The organism is Pseudomonas sp. S1(2024), assembly GCF_046557535.1.
In genome coordinates this window covers 46912-64651 of sequence record NZ_JBKGFP010000057.1, presented here as the reverse complement: position 1 = coordinate 64651, position 17740 = coordinate 46912, and the positions used below count along the sequence as shown (strand labels likewise).

At 59.6% G+C, this 17740-nt stretch carries 26 protein-coding genes, 1 tRNA gene and 1 pseudogene; 10 read left to right on the top strand and 18 right to left on the bottom strand.

The genetic code is table 11. The annotated features are described in order from the left end of the window. Positions 1–80 precede the first annotated feature (80 nt). The 8 genes from ACLCGK_RS15635 to ACLCGK_RS15600 all read right to left on the bottom strand — a co-directional run bounded on the left by ACLCGK_RS15635 (position 81) and on the right by ACLCGK_RS15600 (position 6163). On the bottom strand, positions 81–1040 hold the full coding sequence (locus ACLCGK_RS15635; RefSeq protein WP_410952348.1) for a glutathione S-transferase family protein: 960 nt from the start codon (positions 1038–1040) through the stop codon (positions 81–83). Between the two features lie 92 nt (positions 1041–1132). Then, positions 1133–2137 carry a glycosyl transferase family protein gene (locus ACLCGK_RS15630; RefSeq protein ID WP_410952347.1) on the bottom strand — a complete coding sequence of 335 codons (1005 nt, stop codon included), beginning with the start codon at positions 2135–2137 and terminating at the stop codon, positions 1133–1135. Then, on the bottom strand, positions 2134–2469 hold the full coding sequence (locus ACLCGK_RS15625) for a TusE/DsrC/DsvC family sulfur relay protein (protein ID WP_003258880.1): 336 nt from the start codon (positions 2467–2469) through the stop codon (positions 2134–2136). Before ACLCGK_RS15625 ends, ACLCGK_RS15630 begins: the two co-directional genes overlap by 4 nt. Continuing rightward, entirely contained in the window at positions 2466–2762 is a 297-nt protein-coding gene (gene tusB / locus ACLCGK_RS15620; RefSeq protein ID WP_410952346.1) for a sulfurtransferase complex subunit TusB, read from the bottom strand. The genes ACLCGK_RS15625 and tusB overlap by 4 nt, the downstream gene beginning before the upstream one ends. Beyond that, positions 2762–3121 (bottom strand): sulfurtransferase complex subunit TusC, encoded by a 360-nt coding sequence (tusC, locus tag ACLCGK_RS15615; RefSeq protein WP_410952345.1) that lies wholly within the window; start codon positions 3119–3121, stop codon positions 2762–2764. The genes tusB and tusC overlap by 1 nt, the downstream gene beginning before the upstream one ends. A 1-nt stretch (position 3122) precedes the next feature. Continuing rightward, positions 3123–3515, bottom strand: coding sequence for a sulfurtransferase complex subunit TusD (tusD, locus tag ACLCGK_RS15610; RefSeq protein ID WP_410952344.1), 393 nt, complete (start codon positions 3513–3515; stop codon positions 3123–3125). Positions 3516–3794: 279 nt separating this feature from the next. Further along, positions 3795–5174 carry a nucleobase:cation symporter-2 family protein gene (locus tag ACLCGK_RS15605; RefSeq protein ID WP_410952343.1) on the bottom strand — a complete coding sequence of 460 codons (1380 nt, stop codon included), beginning with the start codon at positions 5172–5174 and terminating at the stop codon, positions 3795–3797. A gap of 317 nt (positions 5175–5491) precedes the next feature. Beyond that, positions 5492–6163 carry a Bax inhibitor-1/YccA family protein gene (locus tag ACLCGK_RS15600; RefSeq protein ID WP_003251184.1) on the bottom strand — a complete coding sequence of 224 codons (672 nt, stop codon included), beginning with the start codon at positions 6161–6163 and terminating at the stop codon, positions 5492–5494. A gap of 134 nt (positions 6164–6297) precedes the next feature. Between ACLCGK_RS15600 and ACLCGK_RS15595 the strand changes: the two genes are divergently transcribed. Next, a tRNA-Ser gene (locus tag ACLCGK_RS15595) sits at positions 6298–6385 on the top strand. 110 nt (positions 6386–6495) lie between these two features. Here ACLCGK_RS15595 and ACLCGK_RS15590 read toward each other — a convergent pair. The 3 genes and pseudogenes from ACLCGK_RS15590 to ACLCGK_RS15580 form a co-directional block, all read right to left on the bottom strand. Next, positions 6496–7556: pseudogene (locus tag ACLCGK_RS15590) on the bottom strand (tyrosine-type recombinase/integrase). Position 7557: 1 nt separating this feature from the next. Then, positions 7558–7803 carry a DUF4224 domain-containing protein gene (locus ACLCGK_RS15585; RefSeq protein WP_410952342.1) on the bottom strand — a complete coding sequence of 82 codons (246 nt, stop codon included), beginning with the start codon at positions 7801–7803 and terminating at the stop codon, positions 7558–7560. Between the two features lie 39 nt (positions 7804–7842). After that, positions 7843–8394, bottom strand: a complete 552-nt coding sequence (locus tag ACLCGK_RS15580; protein WP_410952341.1) for a hypothetical protein — start codon at positions 8392–8394, stop codon at positions 7843–7845. A 99-nt stretch (positions 8395–8493) separates the two neighbouring features. Between ACLCGK_RS15580 and ACLCGK_RS15575 the strand changes: the two genes are divergently transcribed. Next, a complete protein-coding gene (locus ACLCGK_RS15575; protein WP_410952340.1) occupies positions 8494–8823 on the top strand; it encodes a hypothetical protein in 330 nt (109 codons plus the stop codon). On the opposite strand, the gene ACLCGK_RS15570 is transcribed toward ACLCGK_RS15575, so the two are convergent. Together ACLCGK_RS15570 and ACLCGK_RS15565 are read right to left on the bottom strand one after the other, a co-directional pair. Next, positions 8817–9218, bottom strand: coding sequence for a phage protein NinX family protein (locus ACLCGK_RS15570; protein ID WP_410952339.1), 402 nt, complete (start codon positions 9216–9218; stop codon positions 8817–8819). The genes ACLCGK_RS15575 and ACLCGK_RS15570 overlap by 7 nt on opposite strands. Before the next feature lie 267 nt (positions 9219–9485). Next, the gene (locus ACLCGK_RS15565; protein WP_028697921.1) at positions 9486–9809 is read right to left on the bottom strand and encodes a hypothetical protein; all 324 of its coding nucleotides are present in this window, start codon (positions 9807–9809) and stop codon (positions 9486–9488) included. A 183-nt stretch (positions 9810–9992) separates the two neighbouring features. On the opposite strand from ACLCGK_RS15565, the gene ACLCGK_RS15560 reads away from it, so the two are divergent. Together ACLCGK_RS15560 and ACLCGK_RS15555 are read left to right on the top strand one after the other, a co-directional pair. Then, complete coding sequence (locus ACLCGK_RS15560; RefSeq protein WP_410952338.1) at positions 9993–10349, top strand: DUF6864 domain-containing function; 357 nt, start codon at positions 9993–9995, stop codon at positions 10347–10349. Beyond that, a complete protein-coding gene (locus tag ACLCGK_RS15555; RefSeq protein ID WP_410952337.1) occupies positions 10349–10735 on the top strand; it encodes a hypothetical protein in 387 nt (128 codons plus the stop codon). The genes ACLCGK_RS15560 and ACLCGK_RS15555 overlap by 1 nt, the downstream gene beginning before the upstream one ends. 8 nt (positions 10736–10743) lie before the next feature. On the opposite strand, the gene ACLCGK_RS15550 is transcribed toward ACLCGK_RS15555, so the two are convergent. Beyond that, complete coding sequence (locus tag ACLCGK_RS15550; protein ID WP_410952336.1) at positions 10744–11667, bottom strand: DNA cytosine methyltransferase; 924 nt, start codon at positions 11665–11667, stop codon at positions 10744–10746. A 13-nt stretch (positions 11668–11680) separates the two neighbouring features. Beyond that, on the bottom strand, positions 11681–11860 hold the full coding sequence (locus ACLCGK_RS15545; RefSeq protein WP_410952335.1) for a hypothetical protein: 180 nt from the start codon (positions 11858–11860) through the stop codon (positions 11681–11683). On the opposite strand from ACLCGK_RS15545, the gene ACLCGK_RS15540 reads away from it, so the two are divergent. The 5 genes from ACLCGK_RS15540 (at position 11859) to ACLCGK_RS15520 (ending at position 15446) form a co-directional block, all read left to right on the top strand. After that, positions 11859–12248: an antiterminator Q family protein gene (locus ACLCGK_RS15540; protein ID WP_410952334.1), complete on the top strand. Its 390-nt coding sequence runs from the start codon at positions 11859–11861 to the stop codon at positions 12246–12248. The two genes, ACLCGK_RS15545 and ACLCGK_RS15540, sit on opposite strands and share 2 nt — an antisense overlap. A 52-nt stretch (positions 12249–12300) precedes the next feature. Next, complete coding sequence (locus tag ACLCGK_RS15535; protein WP_410952333.1) at positions 12301–13518, top strand: hypothetical protein; 1218 nt, start codon at positions 12301–12303, stop codon at positions 13516–13518. Positions 13519–13753: 235 nt separating this feature from the next. Continuing rightward, positions 13754–14038, top strand: a complete 285-nt coding sequence (locus ACLCGK_RS15530) for a phage holin family protein (protein WP_410952332.1) — start codon at positions 13754–13756, stop codon at positions 14036–14038. Positions 14039–14083: 45 nt separating this feature from the next. Continuing rightward, positions 14084–14824: a hypothetical protein gene (locus tag ACLCGK_RS15525; RefSeq protein ID WP_410952331.1), complete on the top strand. Its 741-nt coding sequence runs from the start codon at positions 14084–14086 to the stop codon at positions 14822–14824. Positions 14825–14990: 166 nt separating this feature from the next. After that, positions 14991–15446 carry a terminase small subunit gene (locus ACLCGK_RS15520; RefSeq protein ID WP_410952330.1) on the top strand — a complete coding sequence of 152 codons (456 nt, stop codon included), beginning with the start codon at positions 14991–14993 and terminating at the stop codon, positions 15444–15446. 176 nt (positions 15447–15622) lie between these two features. On the opposite strand, the gene ACLCGK_RS15515 is transcribed toward ACLCGK_RS15520, so the two are convergent. The 3 genes from ACLCGK_RS15515 to ACLCGK_RS15505 form a co-directional block, all read right to left on the bottom strand. Further along, complete coding sequence (locus tag ACLCGK_RS15515; RefSeq protein WP_280044273.1) at positions 15623–15808, bottom strand: hypothetical protein; 186 nt, start codon at positions 15806–15808, stop codon at positions 15623–15625. A gap of 320 nt (positions 15809–16128) precedes the next feature. Then, entirely contained in the window at positions 16129–16329 is a 201-nt protein-coding gene (locus ACLCGK_RS15510; RefSeq protein WP_013973221.1) for a hypothetical protein, read from the bottom strand. A gap of 120 nt (positions 16330–16449) precedes the next feature. Next, on the bottom strand, positions 16450–17028 hold the full coding sequence (locus ACLCGK_RS15505) for a cysteine hydrolase family protein (protein ID WP_410952329.1): 579 nt from the start codon (positions 17026–17028) through the stop codon (positions 16450–16452). A gap of 274 nt (positions 17029–17302) precedes the next feature. Here ACLCGK_RS15505 and ACLCGK_RS15500 point away from each other — a divergent pair, with 274 nt between their 5' ends. Next, positions 17303–17638 (top strand): hypothetical protein, encoded by a 336-nt coding sequence (locus ACLCGK_RS15500; protein WP_410952328.1) that lies wholly within the window; start codon positions 17303–17305, stop codon positions 17636–17638. The last annotated feature ends 102 nt before the right edge of the window (positions 17639–17740 follow it).

Below are 17740 nucleotides of genomic sequence, written 5' to 3'. Positions count from 1 at the left end.
AGGCCGCTCCTACAGGAGGCAGCGATCCCCTGTAGGAGCGGCCTTGTGTCGCGATGGACTGCAAAGCAGCCCCAGCAATCTCAAGCCTGCCAAATCCCCTTGCCTGCCAACCGCTCCCGATCATGCGGCAGGTTGAAATCCTGCAGCGGCCCCTTGGGCACGATCCCGTTCGGGTTGATGGTCTTGTGGCTCATGTAGTAGTGCTTCTGGATATGCTCCATGTCCACTGTGCCCGCCACCCCCGGCCACTGGTACAGCTCACGCAGCCAGTTCGACAGGTTGTGATAGTCGCTCAGGCGGCGCAGGTTGCACTTGAAGTGCCCGTGGTACACGGCATCGAAGCGCACCAGGGTGGTGAACAGGCGCACATCGGCCTCGGTCAGGTACTCCCCGGCCAGGTAGCGGTTGCGGCTCAGCAAGTCTTCCAGGTAGTCCAGTTCGTTGAACACTTCGTCAAACGCAGCCTCGTAGGCTTCCTGCGTAGTGGCAAAGCCTGCGCGATATACGCCATTGTTCACCGCCGGGTAGATGCGCTCGTTCAGCGCCTCGATGGTCGGGCGCAGTGGCTCTGGGTACAGGTCCAGTGTATTGCCGGTCAGTTCATTGAACGCGCTGTTGAAGATGCGGATGATCTCCGACGACTCGTTGTTGATGATGCGTTTCTCTTTCTTGTCCCACAGCACCGGTACAGTCACGCGGCCGGTGTAGTGCGGGTCATCCTGGGTGTAGCGCTGGTGCAGGTACTGCAGCGCGTCGAGGTGGTCGCCGCTGGAGCCTTGCTGCTGGTCGAAAGTCCAGCCATGGTCCTGCATCAGCCAGCTGACCACCGACACGTCAATCAACGGCTCCAGGCCCTTGAGAGCACGGAAGATCAGGGTGCGGTGCGCCCAGGGGCAGGCCAGCGAGACGTACAGGTGGTAACGGCCAGCTTCGGGAGCGGGCAGCTGATTGCGGCGCTGGGCGTTTTCGCGTTTGAACGTGCCGTCTCTGCCGTTTTCATACCACTGGTCATGCCAGCGGCCGTCGATCAAAAGGCCCATGGTGAGCTCCTCGGAACAAAGTTGTTTGTCGTTGGAGCCCAGTCTAGGGAAAAACGTTCGAATAACTAGCGCAAAGACTGCACTCTTACTATCTACTTATTAGATTGGTTGCGTGCGCCCCAGTAACCGCGTGCCGTGGCGAAAGCCTGCTCACGGTCCTGGCCCAGGCCGCGCAGCGCTAGGGCGATGGTCGCGACCACAGCCATTTCACCGTAACTGTCCTCGGCCTCGCCGCGCCAGACCGCCAGCAATTGCTCCGGCTGCAGGCTTGGCGGCTTCACGTGGCGGCGTTCGCTCAGCGCTGGCCATTCCTCGTCCCAGGCTTCGCCGGCGGTGGTGCCGTATAGATGGCTGATGACATCGGGGTTGACCTCAATCTCGCCGCCATCCCCCTTGATTACCACGGCATGGTCGCCCAGCAGGCGGCTGGCCTCGCGGTGTACTGCCTGGTAGCCGGGGTGGAAGATGCTCTGCAGGCCACAACGCGCAGCCAGCGGGTTGAGCACCCGGGCCAGCGAATGGATGGGCGAACGCAGGCCCAGGGTGTTGCGCAGGTCGATCATGCGCTGCAACTGCGGGGCCCAGTCCTGCAGCGGGAAGAAGGCCAGGCGCTGCTGGTCCAGGGCCTGGCTGACGGCAGCCCAGTCACGGCACAACGGAATTTCCAGCAAGGACAGCAACTGCTCGGTGTACATGCGCCCGGCGGTATGCGCACCGCCACCGTGCATCAGGATGCGCACGCCATTGTTGGCCAGGCATTTGGCAGCCAGCAGGTACCAGGGTAGGTGGCGCTTCTTGCCGGCGTAGGTGGGCCAGTCCAGGTCCACGGCGATGCGCGGCGACTGCAAGTGGGCGCGCAGGGCCTCGGTGAAGCCGGCCAGTTCTTCGGCGCTTTCTTCCTTGTGCCGCAGCAGCATGAGGAAGGCACCGAGCTGGGCATCTTCGACCTTGCCTTCCAGCAGCAGGGTCATGGCCGTGCGGGCTTCTTCACGGGTCAGGCCACGCGCGCCGCGCTTGCCTTTGCCAAGAATGCGCACGAACTCGGCGAACGGGTGTTCGGCAGGGGTTTCCAGGGTAAGCGGGCGAGGTTCTGTCATATGCAGTTGGTCGGCTTGGGCAGGCCCGCCAGCTTGGCGGCCAGTTTGGCGGGAGTGCCGTTGAACAGGCGGTTGAGGTGCGGGCTGTTGCCCTTGTCCGGGCCCAGTTTGAGGGCCGTGTACTTGATCAGCGGGCGCGTGGCCGGGGACAGCTGGAATTCCTGGTAGAACTGGCGCAGCAGTTCGAGGATTTCCCAGTGGTCCGCCGTCAAAGGGATGCCCTCGCGCGCGGCCAAAGCCTCGGCGGCGGCATGCGACCAGTCTTGCAGGTCGACCAGGAAGCCGTCCTTGTCCAGGGCGATCGCCTGATCGCCAACGTTGAGGGTATTCATAGCCAGCTGTTGACCTTGTCGTAATGCAGCGACAGTTCGACGAACCCGGCGTAGTCCACGGCCTTGGCCAGCTCGTTGCCGACCGCGCGGGCCTGCACGTCTTCTTCCAGGGCGAACAGGCGCTGGGCCAGGCCGGCGGCTTGCAGCTGGCGGTGCGGTTCGCTGCCGCTGCACAGGGCATATACAGCATCGCCGCACAGCAGCAGGGCATCGTCGGTGCCGAGCAGGCGCAGGCAGCTGGCCAGGCGCTCGTCGCCAAACGGGGAGTGGGCAATAACATGCAGGGTCGTCATCAGAGCGTTACCACCTGGTCGAAACGGGCGATCAGTGCGGTCAGGGCCGCGTCGTCCAGCACTTGCACCGGCAGCGCCAGATTGTCGGCTGCCAGGCCGCGGCGAGTGAGGCTGTGGCTGCAGGCGAACAGGTCCTCGACGCCGAACATTGGCAGCGCCTGCAAGTTGGCGGCCAGGTTCTTCTGTTGCACGGCGGTGGGCTGCTGGTCCGCAGCGAGCTGGAACACGCCGTCATCGAGGAACAGCATGCCCAGCGGCAGATCGAACGCGCCGCCAGCCAGGGCGATGTCCAGTGCTTCACGGGCCGATGGGCCGTTCCACGGCGCCTGGCGGCTGATGATCAACAAGGATTTGGCCATTTCAGTCGCCTCCGAAGCAGACAAGGCGATCGGCAACTTGCGCCGCCTCATGCAACTGGCCAAGCCCCGACAGCTCCCAAGGCTTGGGCAGGTTCACGGCCGGGCGCTGGTAGCGGTTGGCCTCGGCCTCGTCGAGCACGCCACGGCGCAGGGCGGCGGCGATGCACACCACTGCGTCCAGCTGGTGGGCTGCAATGAAGGCGCGCCATTGGCCGGCAACATCCAGCTCGTCCTGGGGGGCGACCACGTTGGCCGAGGCACTGTGTACCCCGTCCTGGTAGAAGAACAGCCGGGCAATCTCATGCCCGCCGGCCAGCACCGCCTCGGCGTAGCGCAGGGCGCGCCGCGAGGAGGGCGCATGGGCCGGGGAGAACACCGCGATAGCGAATTTCATGGATAACTCATGCAAAAGGAATGGTGCCATGATAAAGCAAAAAAGCCCGCGCCCGCTTGTGCATGGCGGGGCGGGCTTTCTGTCTTGAACCAATCTGAAGGCCGGCGCTATCCCGGTAGGGGCAACTGCCTTGTGTTGTCTGTACTGGCCTCATCGCTGGCAAGCCAGGCTCCTACAGGGACTGCGCATGGCTTCAGATCAATGCGGTCGAGGTGGGAGCTGGCTTGCCTGCGATGGGCTGCGCAGCAGCCCCATGGCCCTGACAGTCGAACACCAGGCTCAAGCCTGTTCCTTGCTCTCCGGCAAGAACCAGTTCAACACCAGGGCACAGATACCCCCGGTAGCCACGCCCGACTCCAGCACATTGCGAATCGCCGCCGGCATGTGCGCCAGGAACTCCGGCACCTGCGCCACACCCAGGCCGAGGGCCAGGGATACAGCGATGATCAGCAGGGCACGACGGTCCAGGCGAGTGCTGGCCAGGATATTGATCCCCGAAGCCGCAACCGCCCCGAACATGACCATGGCCGCACCGCCCAGCACCGGCTCCGGCACCGCCTGGATCACCCCGGCAACGCTCGGGAACAGCCCCAGCAGCACCAGCATCACGGCAATCCACATGCCGATATGGCGGCTGGCGATCCCTGTCAGCTGAATCACGCCATTGTTCTGGGCAAAGATCGAGCTCGGGAAGGTGTTGAACAAACCGGCCAGCAGCGAGTTGGCCCCGTTGACCAGCACACCGCCCTTGATCCGCTGCATCCACACCGGCCCTTCGACGGGCTGGCGCGACACCTTGCTGGTGGCGGTGACGTCACCGATGGCTTCCAGCGAAGTTACCAGGTAGATCACGAGCATCGGGATGAACAGTGCCCAGGAGAAGCCCAGGCCGAAGTGCAGCGGCGTCGGCACCTGGAACAGCGCGGCTTCGTGCATGCCGGTGAAATTCAGGCGGCCCAGGTAGCCGGCCAGCGCATAACCGACCGCCAGGGCGATAATGATGGCGCAGCTGCGCATCCACACCACCGGGATGCGGTTGAGGATGACGATGATCGCCAGCACCACGCCCGACAGCAGCAGGTTCTCGCCATTGGCGAAGGTGCCATTGGCCATGGCGCCGAAGCCACCACCCATGCTGATCAGGCCGACCTTGATCAGGGTCAGGCCGATCATCAGCACCACGATGCCGGTTACCAGCGGGGTAATCAGGCGTTTGACGAAGGGCAGGATGCGCGACACGCCCATCTCGACGAACGAGCCGGCGATTACTACGCCAAAGATAGCTGCCATGACGCCTTCCACTGGGGTGCCTTGCTTGACCATGAGCGCTCCGCCGGCGATCAGCGGGCCGACGAAGTTGAAGCTGGTGCCCTGGACGATCAGCAGCCCGGCACCGAATGGCCCGAAGCGCTTGCACTGGACGAAAGTGGCGATACCCGAGATTACCAGTGACATGGAGACGATCAGGTTGGTATCTCGTGCCGAAACACCCAGAGCCTGGCAAATCAGCAGGCCAGGGGTGACGATCGGCACGATGATCGCCAATAGGTGCTGCAGTGCTGCCAGCAGGCCGATCAACAGCCGTGGCTTGTCCTCCAGACCAAGCACCAGTTCATTGGCAGGCGCCGCCGCGCCTGGGCTGTGTTCGTGTGAGCTCATTGCGAAAAGCTGCCCCGGAAGAAAAAAGGAGCGCATTCTACGGGGTGATGGCGAATTGGGGTAGAGAAAAGCACGATGGCGGCATGATCGACGACCATTCGCCCGGTTATCTGACTTTATGGTCAATTATTGGGCGCTTTTTCCCAGGAGTCGAACCTGTGGGAGCGGGCGTGCCCGCGAAGAATGCGACTCGGTGTATGGCACCGGCTTCGCCGGTGTTCGCGGGCTCGCCCGCTCCCACAAGGCTCCAGCTAAATCGATGAGTTGAGCGCCCACAAAAAAGCCCGCCGAAGCTGGCTTTCTCTTGCCGATATCAATCAGTCATCACGACCCATGATGCCAAACAGCTGCAGCAGGCTGACAAACAGGTTGTAGATCGACACATACAGGCTGATGGTCGCCATGATGTAGTTACGCTCGCCACCGTGAATGATCGCGCTGGTCTGGAACAGGATGCACACCGACGAGAACAGCACGAAGCCAGCGCTGATCGCCAGTTGCAGGCCGCTGATCTGGAAGAAGAAGCTGGCCACGACAGCACCCAGCAGGACAAAGAAGCCCGCAGTGATGAAGCCGCTGAGGAAGCTCATGTCCTTGCGGGTAATCAGCACATAAGCCGACAGGCCGCCGAACACCAGGGCAGTCATGGCAAATGCCGAGCTGACCACCTCGGCGCCACCGGCCATGCCCAGATAGCGGTTGAGGATAGGGCCGAGGATAAAGCCCATGAAGCCGGTGAGCGCGAAGGTGGATACCAGGCCCCAGGCCGAATCACGCAGTTTGTTGGTAAGGAAGAACAGCCCGTAGAAGCCGATCAGTACCACGAACACGTTCGGGTAGCCGACGCGCATCTGCTGGGCCACGAAGGCCATGACACCGCTGAAGGCGAGCGTGAGCGCCAGCAGGCTGTACGTGTTGCGCAGGACCTTGCTGATCTCCTGCTGCTCGACCTGCTGGCCGTGGTGTACGGCGTAATCCTGTTCGCGCATGGCGACACTCCTTGGTAAACCTGTGGTTTTCAAACGTTCAGATGCTAGGAGTCTATCAGAGCTCCCGCAACCCGCGACACAGAGAGTTTGACAGCTTGTTTCATTACGGTATTATGGCGGCCGCAAAACGAGCTGGAAGCGTGGCCGAGTGGTTTAAGGCAACGGTCTTGAAAACCGTCGATGGGCAACTATCCTAGAGTTCGAATCTCTACGCTTCCGCCATATTCAAAGCCCTGATTATTCAGGGCTTTTTGCGTTTTTGGGGTATAGAAAAACTACCCATGGGAACACCCTTTGGAATGGTTTGATTTGTCAGCGCTGACAATACTTTGCTACTTGGTGGGTTTCGCCAAGGCTCCAACTCGACGATAAACCCGCTCGGTAATGTCGCCCTTCGTGTGCCCCAGCAACACGCTGGCGTGGTCGACATCGGTGATTTCCGAGGCCGCTTTAGGGCGGATATCTCGGAACTGGAACTGGCTGATACGGCCGGCCAGGACCTGGTCACCGGCGGCAACTGCTTCCTTCACTGCGTCCTCCCTGGCATCGTCCCAGCGATGGCGGAGCATGGCGGCCGTGACCCGCTTGCCTGAATCGGTCAGAATGAGGTACGGGGAGCCGTGACTGGAGTTGCGCTCCAGAATCTTCCTGATCAGAGTGCCCAGGCCGCTTTCCACCCCATCCACTTCAAGCATGATGCGCAGCTTCTTGTAGGTCTTCTTCTGTTTCACGCCGAGGGCTTTGTCCTCGATGTCGTCCCGCCTCATCACCAGCACGTCTGCAGGACGCTGGCCTGTCAAACACGCCAAATCCATGGCAACCTTCAGTTCATCCACCGCTTTCGCGTAAACGGCCTTCCAGATTGCATCGTTTGCGTAGAAGTCGCGGGGTACTTCCTTGTTTTTGCGCACGCCCTGGCACGGGTTCTCTCGGCTTGTCAGCCCCATTCCCGAGCGATGTTGAAGATGTGGGAGAGGGTGGCGATCTCGCGGTTGGCTCGGACCTTTGCGCTTCGAGCGTCTCGGTACTGGGCAACCTGCGCCGGCGTGACGCCGTCGATGGGCGCTTTTTCGAAGTACGTCCGCAACTGGCGAATCTCAGCCAACTTGTCCTTCTGGGTGCGTGGCGCCTTCTTCGGGATGATGTCTCGCTCGTACCGATCAAAGATCGCACCCATGGTAAGCAGGTCCTTCGGTTTTTCCTTCGCCTCCAGCTCGGCCCACTTCAGTCGGGCCAGGCTCAAGTCGGTGCCCAGCGGTATAGGCTTCCCTGACTTGTCCAAGTAGAAATAACTGATCCATTCCTTGCCCGGGTTCTTTTTGCTCTTGCTGGTGCGCTTGCGTCGGTACATGCCTGGCGGCAGATCCCTGTTTTCCGTCTTCCTGGGGCGCATATCACCTTACCTTCGAAACATCGGGTGTCCACGCGGGGACGTTTGGCGGTGGAGGTGGCGTCAGTGTCACCACCTCAAGGGTTACGCTCAGCTTCATGCGGGCGTACTGGCGACCCACCAGGGGACGGCCGCCGCGGCTCTCGACGAAGTGCCAGCCGCGTTCGTTGAGCCAGCGGCGTTGCCAACCCCTGGCCTTGTAGCCGGTCAGGTCGGCCAGCTCTTCGTCCGAAAGGATCTCGGTTTCCATGGGATGGTCTCCACGCCGCCGGTGGCGGCAGGTTGGTGGTCAGGCCAGCAGCACGTCGCGCACGACTTCCCAGAGTCGGGCGGCGGGCCATTGGTAACGGTCGAAGTCGGTCTCCGGTTGCACGCCGTATCGGCAGGTGGAGTGGGCGCCGCGCGGGTATTCGTCTCGCTTCTGCATGATTGTGGCGACCCGGCCGTCGCCGCCTGGCTCGGTGCGGTGATAGTCATACGCGCCTGTCCGGTACTCGCCGCCGGCGTAGATCTGGTCAGTACCTTCGTGCACCATGTCGGCCCGCCCATCTGGCGTCCATGGTCGGCCGCCGCCCGCCTGGCGCTTACCCTCATGCAGGTACAGGACGAATTCACCTTCGGCTTGGCGAAGTGGTTCATAGCGGTGGTTGATCTGTTCGCCTACAAGCACCCGCGAGACGAAGCTGAAGCGGTGGTCGTGGATCGCCGAGTGCTCGAAGCAGCTGCGGCGGGGCAGTTGTGGGTGCCAAACGTGTAGGCGCTGTTCGCCTTGCAGCTGAACCTGGACGAAGCCCAGGCCGTGGAGCGTGATTTTGTCCGTCATCACGTCGTCGATGATCATGGCAATAGCTCTCCATGCCCGCGCATATCGGCAGGCTTGTGTGGTGGGCGGTGGGGCCAGATGTGGGATACTGGCGTTTTGACTTGAAAGGATGTGGATGTGAGGTGGTCTGACGCTCTTAGCATCGCCAGTTCGATTGCTACGCTTACTGGTGTCTCGCTCGCTGGGATGTCCAAGCTTGGTGGCTTCGCTGACGCTGGCGTGGTTGAAATCGGATTCAAGAGCGTGTCTGCGATTATTTGCGTGCTTCTTTCGATTGGAGTTCTGTACGGGGTCGTACAATGGTTTTCCAAGGCCCTGGCTGGCACCAAGACTGAGCATCACCCGTATATCTGGACTATCGGGCTGGCGCTTGCCGTATTCGTTTCTGCTGTTGCACTTGGGTTGCTCTATGCGCTCGCCTCTTTTTATTGGGATGTGCACTACTGACTGTCGACTATCAGCCCCTTCGGCACCTGGACGGTATCGCCGAGCTTGTGGTTGACGAGGCCCCGGCAGAACGCGACAAGAGCTGTTGGACCGTAACGCCATCCGGCATCGGCAGGTCCACCAGCGCAGCGGATATCCTCAGGAAGGCCAGGGATGTGCTGTGCGGCGCCATTGTGCTTATCGATCAACGGGCCGCCTACTGCCCAGTCTTCCCAAGGGTTGAACCGCTTGGTGTGCTCGATGGCTTGACCCTGGTAACGAGCGAACACGCGCCACGGCACGCCGTTGTAGCCCGGCGGTGCCAGCTGCAGGTCCAGGCCTTCAGCCTTGCCTACTGCCCAGCCCAAGGCCTCGCCGACCAGGTTGGATACCCTCACTTCGATCAGGGCGGTCATGGCCGCTGCTCCAGTGTTCTCGACCAATGCGGCTGCTGCGATTCGACTACCTCAGCTTGGCCGACCCCAGCGAACCAAATGCCGTCTGCTCTACCTGGCTCGTACTCGTACCACCACCAGTCGCCGCAGGCGTCCATCGCCAAGTAGTCCGCCCATTCAGGGGCCTGTTTCCAATCCGGTTTGCCCATTCGCGCATCATCTTGTTCATGCCGTCCAGATAGGCCGGGAACTCGCTGGCTGGCATTTCGGTCACCTTCACCAAGTCGCTCATATGCGCACCTCGCCGGTTGCTGCAAATCGCTGCAGTACCGGCAGCAAGGCCGCGACCTGTTCCCGGCTCAGGTGCATGCGAGTAGTCAGCAGCACCTGGTCAGGGATTGGGTAAGGCACCCATCCGTTTGCTGCTTTGGTGTCCACGCCGAAGGCGGCCGCCTGGCTGGCCATGATCTTCGGCTCAGCATCCTCGACGCCCAGCCAGATAGCCTCGGGCTCGACCAGGCTGCTGAGCTGTACGCTGCAGCGCGCTCCGTAAAGGTCGGAAAACTCGAGCAGGGCAAAGCCCCGGCCCGTCGTGCTCGGTACGATTTCCATGGGTTGGCCTTGGCCGCCATGTCGCGGCAGTTATCTAGCAGGGAGGGGCGGTGATGAGGCTGAGCTTGCATCGTCGGGTCCGTTGAGCCGAAAACCGCCGTAGCTGAATAGCTTTTAGATTATTATGGTAGATGGTAATTTATGCTTTAGTTTAAGCTGTATCGATTGAAAGAGAAGGATGTGATGGTCAAGTTTAACCATGATTGCTTTGTTACAGTGTCTGGAAAAAGAAGTGTCTACTCGGGCGCAGTCGTTTTTTCAGGGGACGAATTCAAAATAAACGTAGGGGGTTGGTACTGCGTAATTAAGTTCGAGATGGATGGCGGGGGGTCGCGTTATGTAACAAGTCTCGGAGCAGATCATGAATTAATCATTACTTTGTATAACCACTCTAATACTCTAGATGATTGTGTGTACAAGCCGTTCTCCATAGCAAATATGGGGGAGGATAAAATTTACATGACTTACACTACCAATCTGATTGACCCCAGTGATAAGGTGCGCGCCTTCCAATATACGCTGTGGATGGATGTTAAGTGATGTCCGTAGAAGACCTGCGTAATGAAAGGGAACAACCAGATCCCCCTCTGATCTCAAACGCTCCGGTTGAAGCTCTAGAAAGCGGTGCCTCTGGTGGCGGCAGTCCAAAAGTTGAGGCGGCCGGTCCAAGCGGAGGCGCAGTGACGGAAGGGGTGTATACTAAGATTATTGGGTCAGGAGAAAATGCAAAAGATACATTTGTATATATCGTCATAGTTTGGAGTTTTATAGTTGGCAGTGTAATAAGCTCCGCAATTTACGTGAAGAGCTATTTTGCCCCGATGGACTCCGGAGGGGATCTTGTTGCGCTTTTCAAAGACGTTTGGGGAATTTTTTTCCCAATTATAACGCTTGCTTTAGGGTATTCCTTCGGTAAGGGTCGTTGAGGAGGGGCTCATGCAGCCTCCAGTAACGCTCCTACAATGCGCTCCCCGGCCAGCGGCGGTACTGCATTACCAGCCAAGTGCATGGTCAGCCGGTGGTTGTCCGGGCGCAGGGTGTCGGCTGGGAACGACATCGCGGCTAAGGCCTCGTCGGCGCTGAGCATCCGCATGCGGTCGCCGTCGACTAGGCCCCAGCGGTCCAGGGTGGTGATGGTGCCGATCGGACGGTTGATGTCGCGGCCTGTGGTGCCGGAGCCCTTGCCGTAGTACGGCATGATGAAGCGGTCGCCGAAGTGCTGGCGGCCGTTGCGCACTCGCTCGAGGGTGGCCTGGGCCCGGCCTGGCTTCTCGATCTGTGACCAGCGCCCAGCGTCGAAGTCGAGGAAGCTGGCTGCCGGCACGTGTCGCTCCTGCGGCAGCTGCAGCATCAGCGGGGCCTTGCTGCGCGTCAGGACCATGAACAGGCGCACCCGGTGCTGCGGCACGCCGAGGTCGGCACAGTCCACGATATGCGGTGCTGCCTGATATCCCAGCGCCTGTACTGCCTGCAACCAGGCCGGGTAGAGCACCCAGTCGGTGAACTCCGGAACATTCTCGATCACCGCCGCTTGTGGCCGGTGGAACTCAAGGGCCGATACCGGCGCCCAGGCCGTCGAGCGCGAGACGTCGTGCTCCGGGTTGCCCGACTTCTTGCCGCGGGCCTTGGCGTGGCCCTGGCAGCAGGGCGAGGCAAGCAGGATGTCGTGTGCCGGCACCTGCTCCCAGCGTGCCTGGTGCAGGTCCTGGCATACGTGCTGCGTGTTGGGGTGGTTGGCCGCATGCCACTTCACGGCATCAGGCCAGTGATTCGCCGCCCAGAGAACCTGGACGCCTGCGGCGCGCGCGCCGGTGCTCCATCCGCCGAGGCCGGCGAACAGGTCGACTGCTGTGGTCATGGTGATTTCCGTGTTAGGCCTTGGCGATGATGTCGGCCTCTGCAATCTCGCAGAAGAACGAGCAGGAGGGGATTTTCTCGTTGCGGCGCACTGGTCCATCGCCGAGGTCGCGCAGGGAGAAGCGGACGTTGGTGGTTCGGTTGCGGAACAGGTAGGGGCGGGTGGCACAAATTACACAGGGGATTGAGAACATGATGATCCGCAAGCCTGCAGGTCGGCCGTTGGGAGATACCGAGTATCTGCTGGAGCAGTGGGGATGGTGGCGGCTGGATGGGGCAGGTCTGCCAATTTACGCTTCGCCGTCCTTCGCGCTGATGCAGCAGGCAGTACCGCAGCCTGCAGCGAGCAAGAACTATTGCATTACTGACGACTGGGCACTTGCCATCGACAATGCGGTAGCTCGGCTTGCTGCTCGCGATCAGCAAATGGGCGATATCATCTGGCTATACTACGGCGCAAAATGGCCAATGGTACGAGTTGGCAAGCACTATGGCCTCAGTGAAGGTAAGGCCCGAGAGCTAGCCAGAGCGGGCGCTGCTTGGGTCGATTGTGCGGTGAGTGAAATGCGACAGGTAGCCTAAGTATTTTTCTAATCTATTGACACTCCCAGTCTAGCAGGAAAGGAAATTAGACGTGGAAATGGAAAGTCCATCAGAAATTGTGGAAGTAATGAATGTCTTTCTAGGGAGCCTAAATTTTTCTCCCCCTGGTGCGCGATGGTCATTTCGCGCTGGCTCAAAGTATTACGGCGGTGGTGGGTTTGGGCTAGAACTCTATGTTGACTTAGATCGCAGAAATATTGCGGCGCTAAAGCTCCTCCGAAGTTCCTGTGGCGGAAAAATTGATGGTGCCGTGGACCAAGCAATCAAGGTTCTTCGGGGCTATTTCATTGAGCAGATCAACCATCTTGGTGGTGGTAATCTAATACTTGAAGCAGTCTCAAACCCTCAGAAAACCGTACTGGAGCGTGTCTCTGAGGAAATGGTCGTGAATTTTTCGGCAGATTTTGCTAGTTATCTAGACAGGAAGTTTAGTGAGTGCATTTATCTAATACCGATGACCGGACTGTCCTGCGTGGAGGAGATAAACGAGCCGTCGTTTGTTTGGTGGCCCTGGAACAAAGATCTTGGTGGGTTGGCAGATAAGTTTAATTTCCTACCTACCGAAGTGATTTCTGGGCAGTTCCCGCCTCTTCGCAATGACTTCAAAATCACCCCGCTTTTCAAGGATGATTCGTGGTTAGGCTGCTTTGCGACTCACGATACTTATGGGGAAGCTATGCTTCGGCGCATAGCAGGAGCACTGTTTCTTGGCCTTGAGCTAAAAAATTCTTTGCTGATTTCTGGTGCAAAGCAACCCGACGGCCTGTTTGTCCTTAGACAGGGCAGTTATAGTTTCAGCACAATTCCATCTCCATTGCCACATTTAATAGCGCCTGTTGTGGTAACGACCACTGCGGTGGATTTTGTCCGTAATGTACTGAGGGCAGCTTCGAGCGATAAGCGGCTGGCCGTTGCTTTAGAGTGCTGTGGTGCAGCTTGGAAGCAGTCTGAGAGAGATAGGTTTATGCAGTTGTGTGTCGCGTTCGATGCATTATTTGGCGTTAATGGTCGCGTCACTCAGAGCATAAAAGAGGGTGTTGAGAGGCATGCTAAAGATGTGGCGGAAGCAGAAGAAAGGTGTCGTTTACTTCTTCGTATGAGAAATGACCTGCTTCACGGAGAGGCTTTCGCATTGGCTCAATGTGCGGACTACTTGAAATACTACGAACGCTTTGGTGTTCGACCTTCTAGGGACCAAATTAGCTTGCTACGTGCTTGTGTTTGGAATCTGGCTATCGCCCCGATCTGAAATTCGGAAGGTGGACAGAAAACCTTTTCCGCGCGGAATAGTTATGGTTTTATAGCAGCGTGTGTTGCTGTGAACGCAGCGCGACGCTTTCTCGAACCCGGCTCTGAGCCGGGTTTTTTGTGCCCATTACAAACCCTGCCATAGTGCGGGGCATTTTCGTTTTCGGCCCTACGCCTGCTCCTCGCTCCTAGCGGATGCCGGTGACGTAGGAGCCGACCTAATTTGAGGAATGCAGATGAACAACGAGCATCAGGCGCTCGCTGATGTGCCCCTGTGGCTGTTGGTGCTGCTGAGTATGGCTGGCTTGTCCGGGGAGATGCTGCGCGCCTCGGGTGCTGATCTGAGCCTCCAGCAGATACTACAGCGAGTAGCTCTGCGTTTTTTGGCTTCCGGACTACTCGGTATGGCAACGCTGCTGCTTGCAATGGCTCTCTGGAGCAACCTTTATCTCGCCGTAGGTCTGGGAATCGTAATTGCAGTGATTGGCGCAGAGCAGGCGGCTTGTATACCCAGTTCCTAGCCAAGCGCGCTGGAGTCCAGAGCGAGAAGTGACTTGAGGTGCTGCATGATCGACCTGAAACTCGATATTGACAGTGTGTCCCTGGTTCGCGAAATCTCGGACATTCAGCGTAAGCAAATCCCCTATGCGCTGATGCTCGCGCAGACGCGCCTGGCCACCCAGCGGGTGAAGCCGGGCATGCTCAAGGTCATGGTGCAGCGCCTCGACCGGCCGACGCCCACCACCATGAAAAGCCCGTTTGCCCAGGCCGCGACCAAGCAGCGCGGGGCGAAAGTCTGGTTCAAGGATCAGTGGACCACCGGCATTCCGGCCGATGCCTACCTACAGCAGGCTGTCCAGGGTGGGCCGCGACCGCACAAGCGCTTCGAGAAATCGCTGATCGCGCAAGGCCTGACGAAGTCTGGGCAGTACGCGATCCCCAGTCCGGGCCTGCTCAACCAATACGGCAACGTCTCGCGCGGGGTGATGACCCGCATCCTGTCGGGGCTTGGCGCGGCTGAGGGTGGCCGTGGCTATCAGGCCAACGCCACCGGCAGCAAGCGCAGCCAGTGCAAGGGCAATGCCGAGCGTTACTTTGTCGGCGCGGTCGACGGCGAGGCGGGGATGTGGGAGCGCAAGGCCTCGGCCTTCGGTGAGGGCGTCAAGCCGGCGTTCATCTACTCCGACGGCGCCCCGCAGTACCGGACGATTTTCCCGTTCTTCAAGATCGGCGAGAACATCGTGCAGGCGCAATATCGCGCCGAGCTGACCACCGCCTTGCGCGATGCGCTGAGCACGGCGCGATAGGCTCGACCTGATCTGAAAGACCCCCGGCACCCCTGCCGGCGGGCACCCCACCCCCACCGCCCCCCGGCAACGGGTCCTCCCGGACCCACCGGGGCTAGGGGGTAATTCAGGCCCCGCCGTTTCGCTATGTATGACTCAAATTCGGAGGTTGGTTGTTGTTTAGTCCATGACAAATCCAACGATTACCCGACAGCCGTTCTGGCTGAACAAAAAACGCATGGCCGAAAGCCTCGGGATTTCGGTTCAAGCCTTTGACAAATGGGGCGTCGAGCCGGTCGCCAAGATCGGTCGCGAGTCGTTTTACGACGTTCGTTCGGTGGTGGCTAACCGCCTGCAGCACCAAAGCGGAAAGCAACAACTTGGCGGCGAGGACATTGACCCACTTGTCGAGCAGAAGCTTTTGCAGGAGCGCTTGCGCCTGACTCGCGAGCAAGCCGACGCCCAAGCCATGCGTAACGAGGTCAAGCGCCGCAACCTGGTGCCCGTCGAATTTGTCACCTTTGCCCTAAGCCGGATCACCAGTTTGATCGGCTCAAGGCTCCAACTTAACTGGCTTCATCCCATTCTTACAGGCACGAAAAAGCCCGCCGAGGCGAGCTCCTCGCTTGCTACTGAGCGCTAGCCGCAGCCTCTCAAGCCAAATTGCATTACTGACAACTGCGCGGAGATCGGATCCGTAGGCTGGAAAGCTTGAGGTCTGCACTGTATCTGTGGGAGCGGCATCAGCCGCGAACACCGGCGCAGCCGGAGGCATACACCGATTTGCATTCTTCGCGGGCATGCCCGCTCCCGCAGGTTTTATTGCAGGGTCAGTGGCTTCATGGCATCCGGTAATTGACGAATAGCTGCCTCTATCCGCTCGATCGGTGCCGCGAGTTCGTCCGCCTCCTTGTCCTTGCCCTCCCTTCTCAGGCGGTCACGCTCAAGGCGCAGGTTAAGCAAATTCTTCTGTAGTTTCAGGGCCGAGGTATTGAACGGATCCATGCTTTTCTCATGCTGTAGGCTTCCGTGCCGCTGTAGGAAAACTGGACCGTAGCAGTTCGAATTTGCTGGAGAAACTGATGTTTCATACAGGCAAATCCCACTACATAGATTCTTCCTACATTGCGCGGTAAAAGATCCTACAGTCAGCGTTTCAAATCATGTCTTTCAAACCCTCCTGAGCCCGCATGGTAGGTGGCGATGATAGGTGTTTGGCAATGCAGGCCCTCAAGGCGGATTGATCCAGAGGCTGCAGTGCTTTTCGAAACCTTATGTAGCAATTGCCGCCCCGCGCGCTACAGGTGGTCCGCATCCACCACCGCCTAGGTGAATGTCTGAGGCGCTTCCTGCGGCAAGTTGTTAAGCGGGTCGAAGTCATCCGCCGCTGTAGCGGCTGGCTGGGGCTGCTGTGCTGCAGCCGTGGTGATGTCCGCCGTCAGCAGGCCAGGTGGCAGCAGGGTACAGGCGAGCAGTGTACGGCTGAAACGGTGTGGCAGGGTGGTGGTCGAGTGGCGGGTAGACATCGGGCATCTGCGCCCATCCGCTTCGCCAAGAGCAGGTGCAGATGGTGCGCCCGCTCAATGGCTGCGTCTGGTGTCGCCGCCATGGCAATGACGAGTTGGCTGGTTGCCTGCGCAGAAGCTTCAGCGGTTGACCTGACGCGAGTCACCGATCAGAACCTGCTCCGTGCGCAGGATGCGCGCGTAATCCAGAGCCAGGTTGCTCAACGACAGTGCATGTACATCCTCCGCCGGCCAAAGCCGGCCTTGCAGGTCGTGCTGGTCAAAGGTGAAGCAGGCATCTTCCACCACCACCACATCGAAACCGAGATTGCCCGCCGAGCGTGCGGTGGATTCCACGGAGTTGTTGGTAATCACCCCGGCGATGACCAGTGCGTTGATGCTGCGCGCATGCAGCCAGCGCTCCAGGCCGGAGTTGGCGAAGGCATCGGGCACATGTTTGTCGAACACGGTTTCGCTGGCCAGTGGGGTAAATGCGGGCTGGAATTCGCAACCGGACTGGCCCGGCCAGAACACCGAGTCTACCGAGCGGGACAGGTGGCGCACATGGATCACCGGGCGTCCTGACCGACGCCACGCAGCCAGCAGATCGCCTATACACAGTTCGGCCTCAGGGTTGTTGCGCCGGCCCAGGCGCGGGTGGTGGATACCAATCTGAAGGTCGATCAACAACAAGGCAGCGTTGGTCGCGAAAGCGGTCATGAAGGGATGGCACTCCTGGCAGGTTCGAGCGCTTGACCCTAGCACAGCGTGGATGACTGCAAAAATTGCTGTCACGCGTAAGGACCAGATGCGCCGCTCTTGTGGGAGATGGCCCAGCCCTTTGGGCTGCGCTGTCGCGTAGATAACTGAAATTGCAAGCAATCCGCGTACCGGTGGGAGCGGCTTTAGCCGCGAAGAATCCAACGCGGTGCATGGCACCGGCTGCGCCGGTGTTCGCGGCTGAAGCCGCTCCCACAGGGCCCCTGCTAATTCAATGAGTAATGTGCAGTTCTATGGGAGCGGCGCCTTGTGTCGCGAAAGGGGCGCGCAGCGGCCCCAGGTTTTCGATGCATCCCTCAAGATTGCCGGGGCCGCCCTGCGGCCCTTTCGCGAAGCAAGGCCGCTCCCACAAAAGAACCGGTGCCTCACATCTGATCCGCTTTTTTTCCATAAAGCTGAATCTGTAACGGTATCAGCCCAAGCCCGACAATATGCCCATTCCCGCATCACACTTGTAGAGGTTCCAATGGGCAAGCTCGCGCTATTCCTGGGTGGTTTTCTGCTGCTGACCATTCTGATCGGTATCCTTGGCACCATTCCGCCAAGCTGACGTTCACCACACCTATCCCTCGCGGCCTGCCTGTCCTTCGGGCGGGCCCATTCCTCTTCATTGTTGGCCGATTCACCCTACCGATTTGTACGATAAGTCATT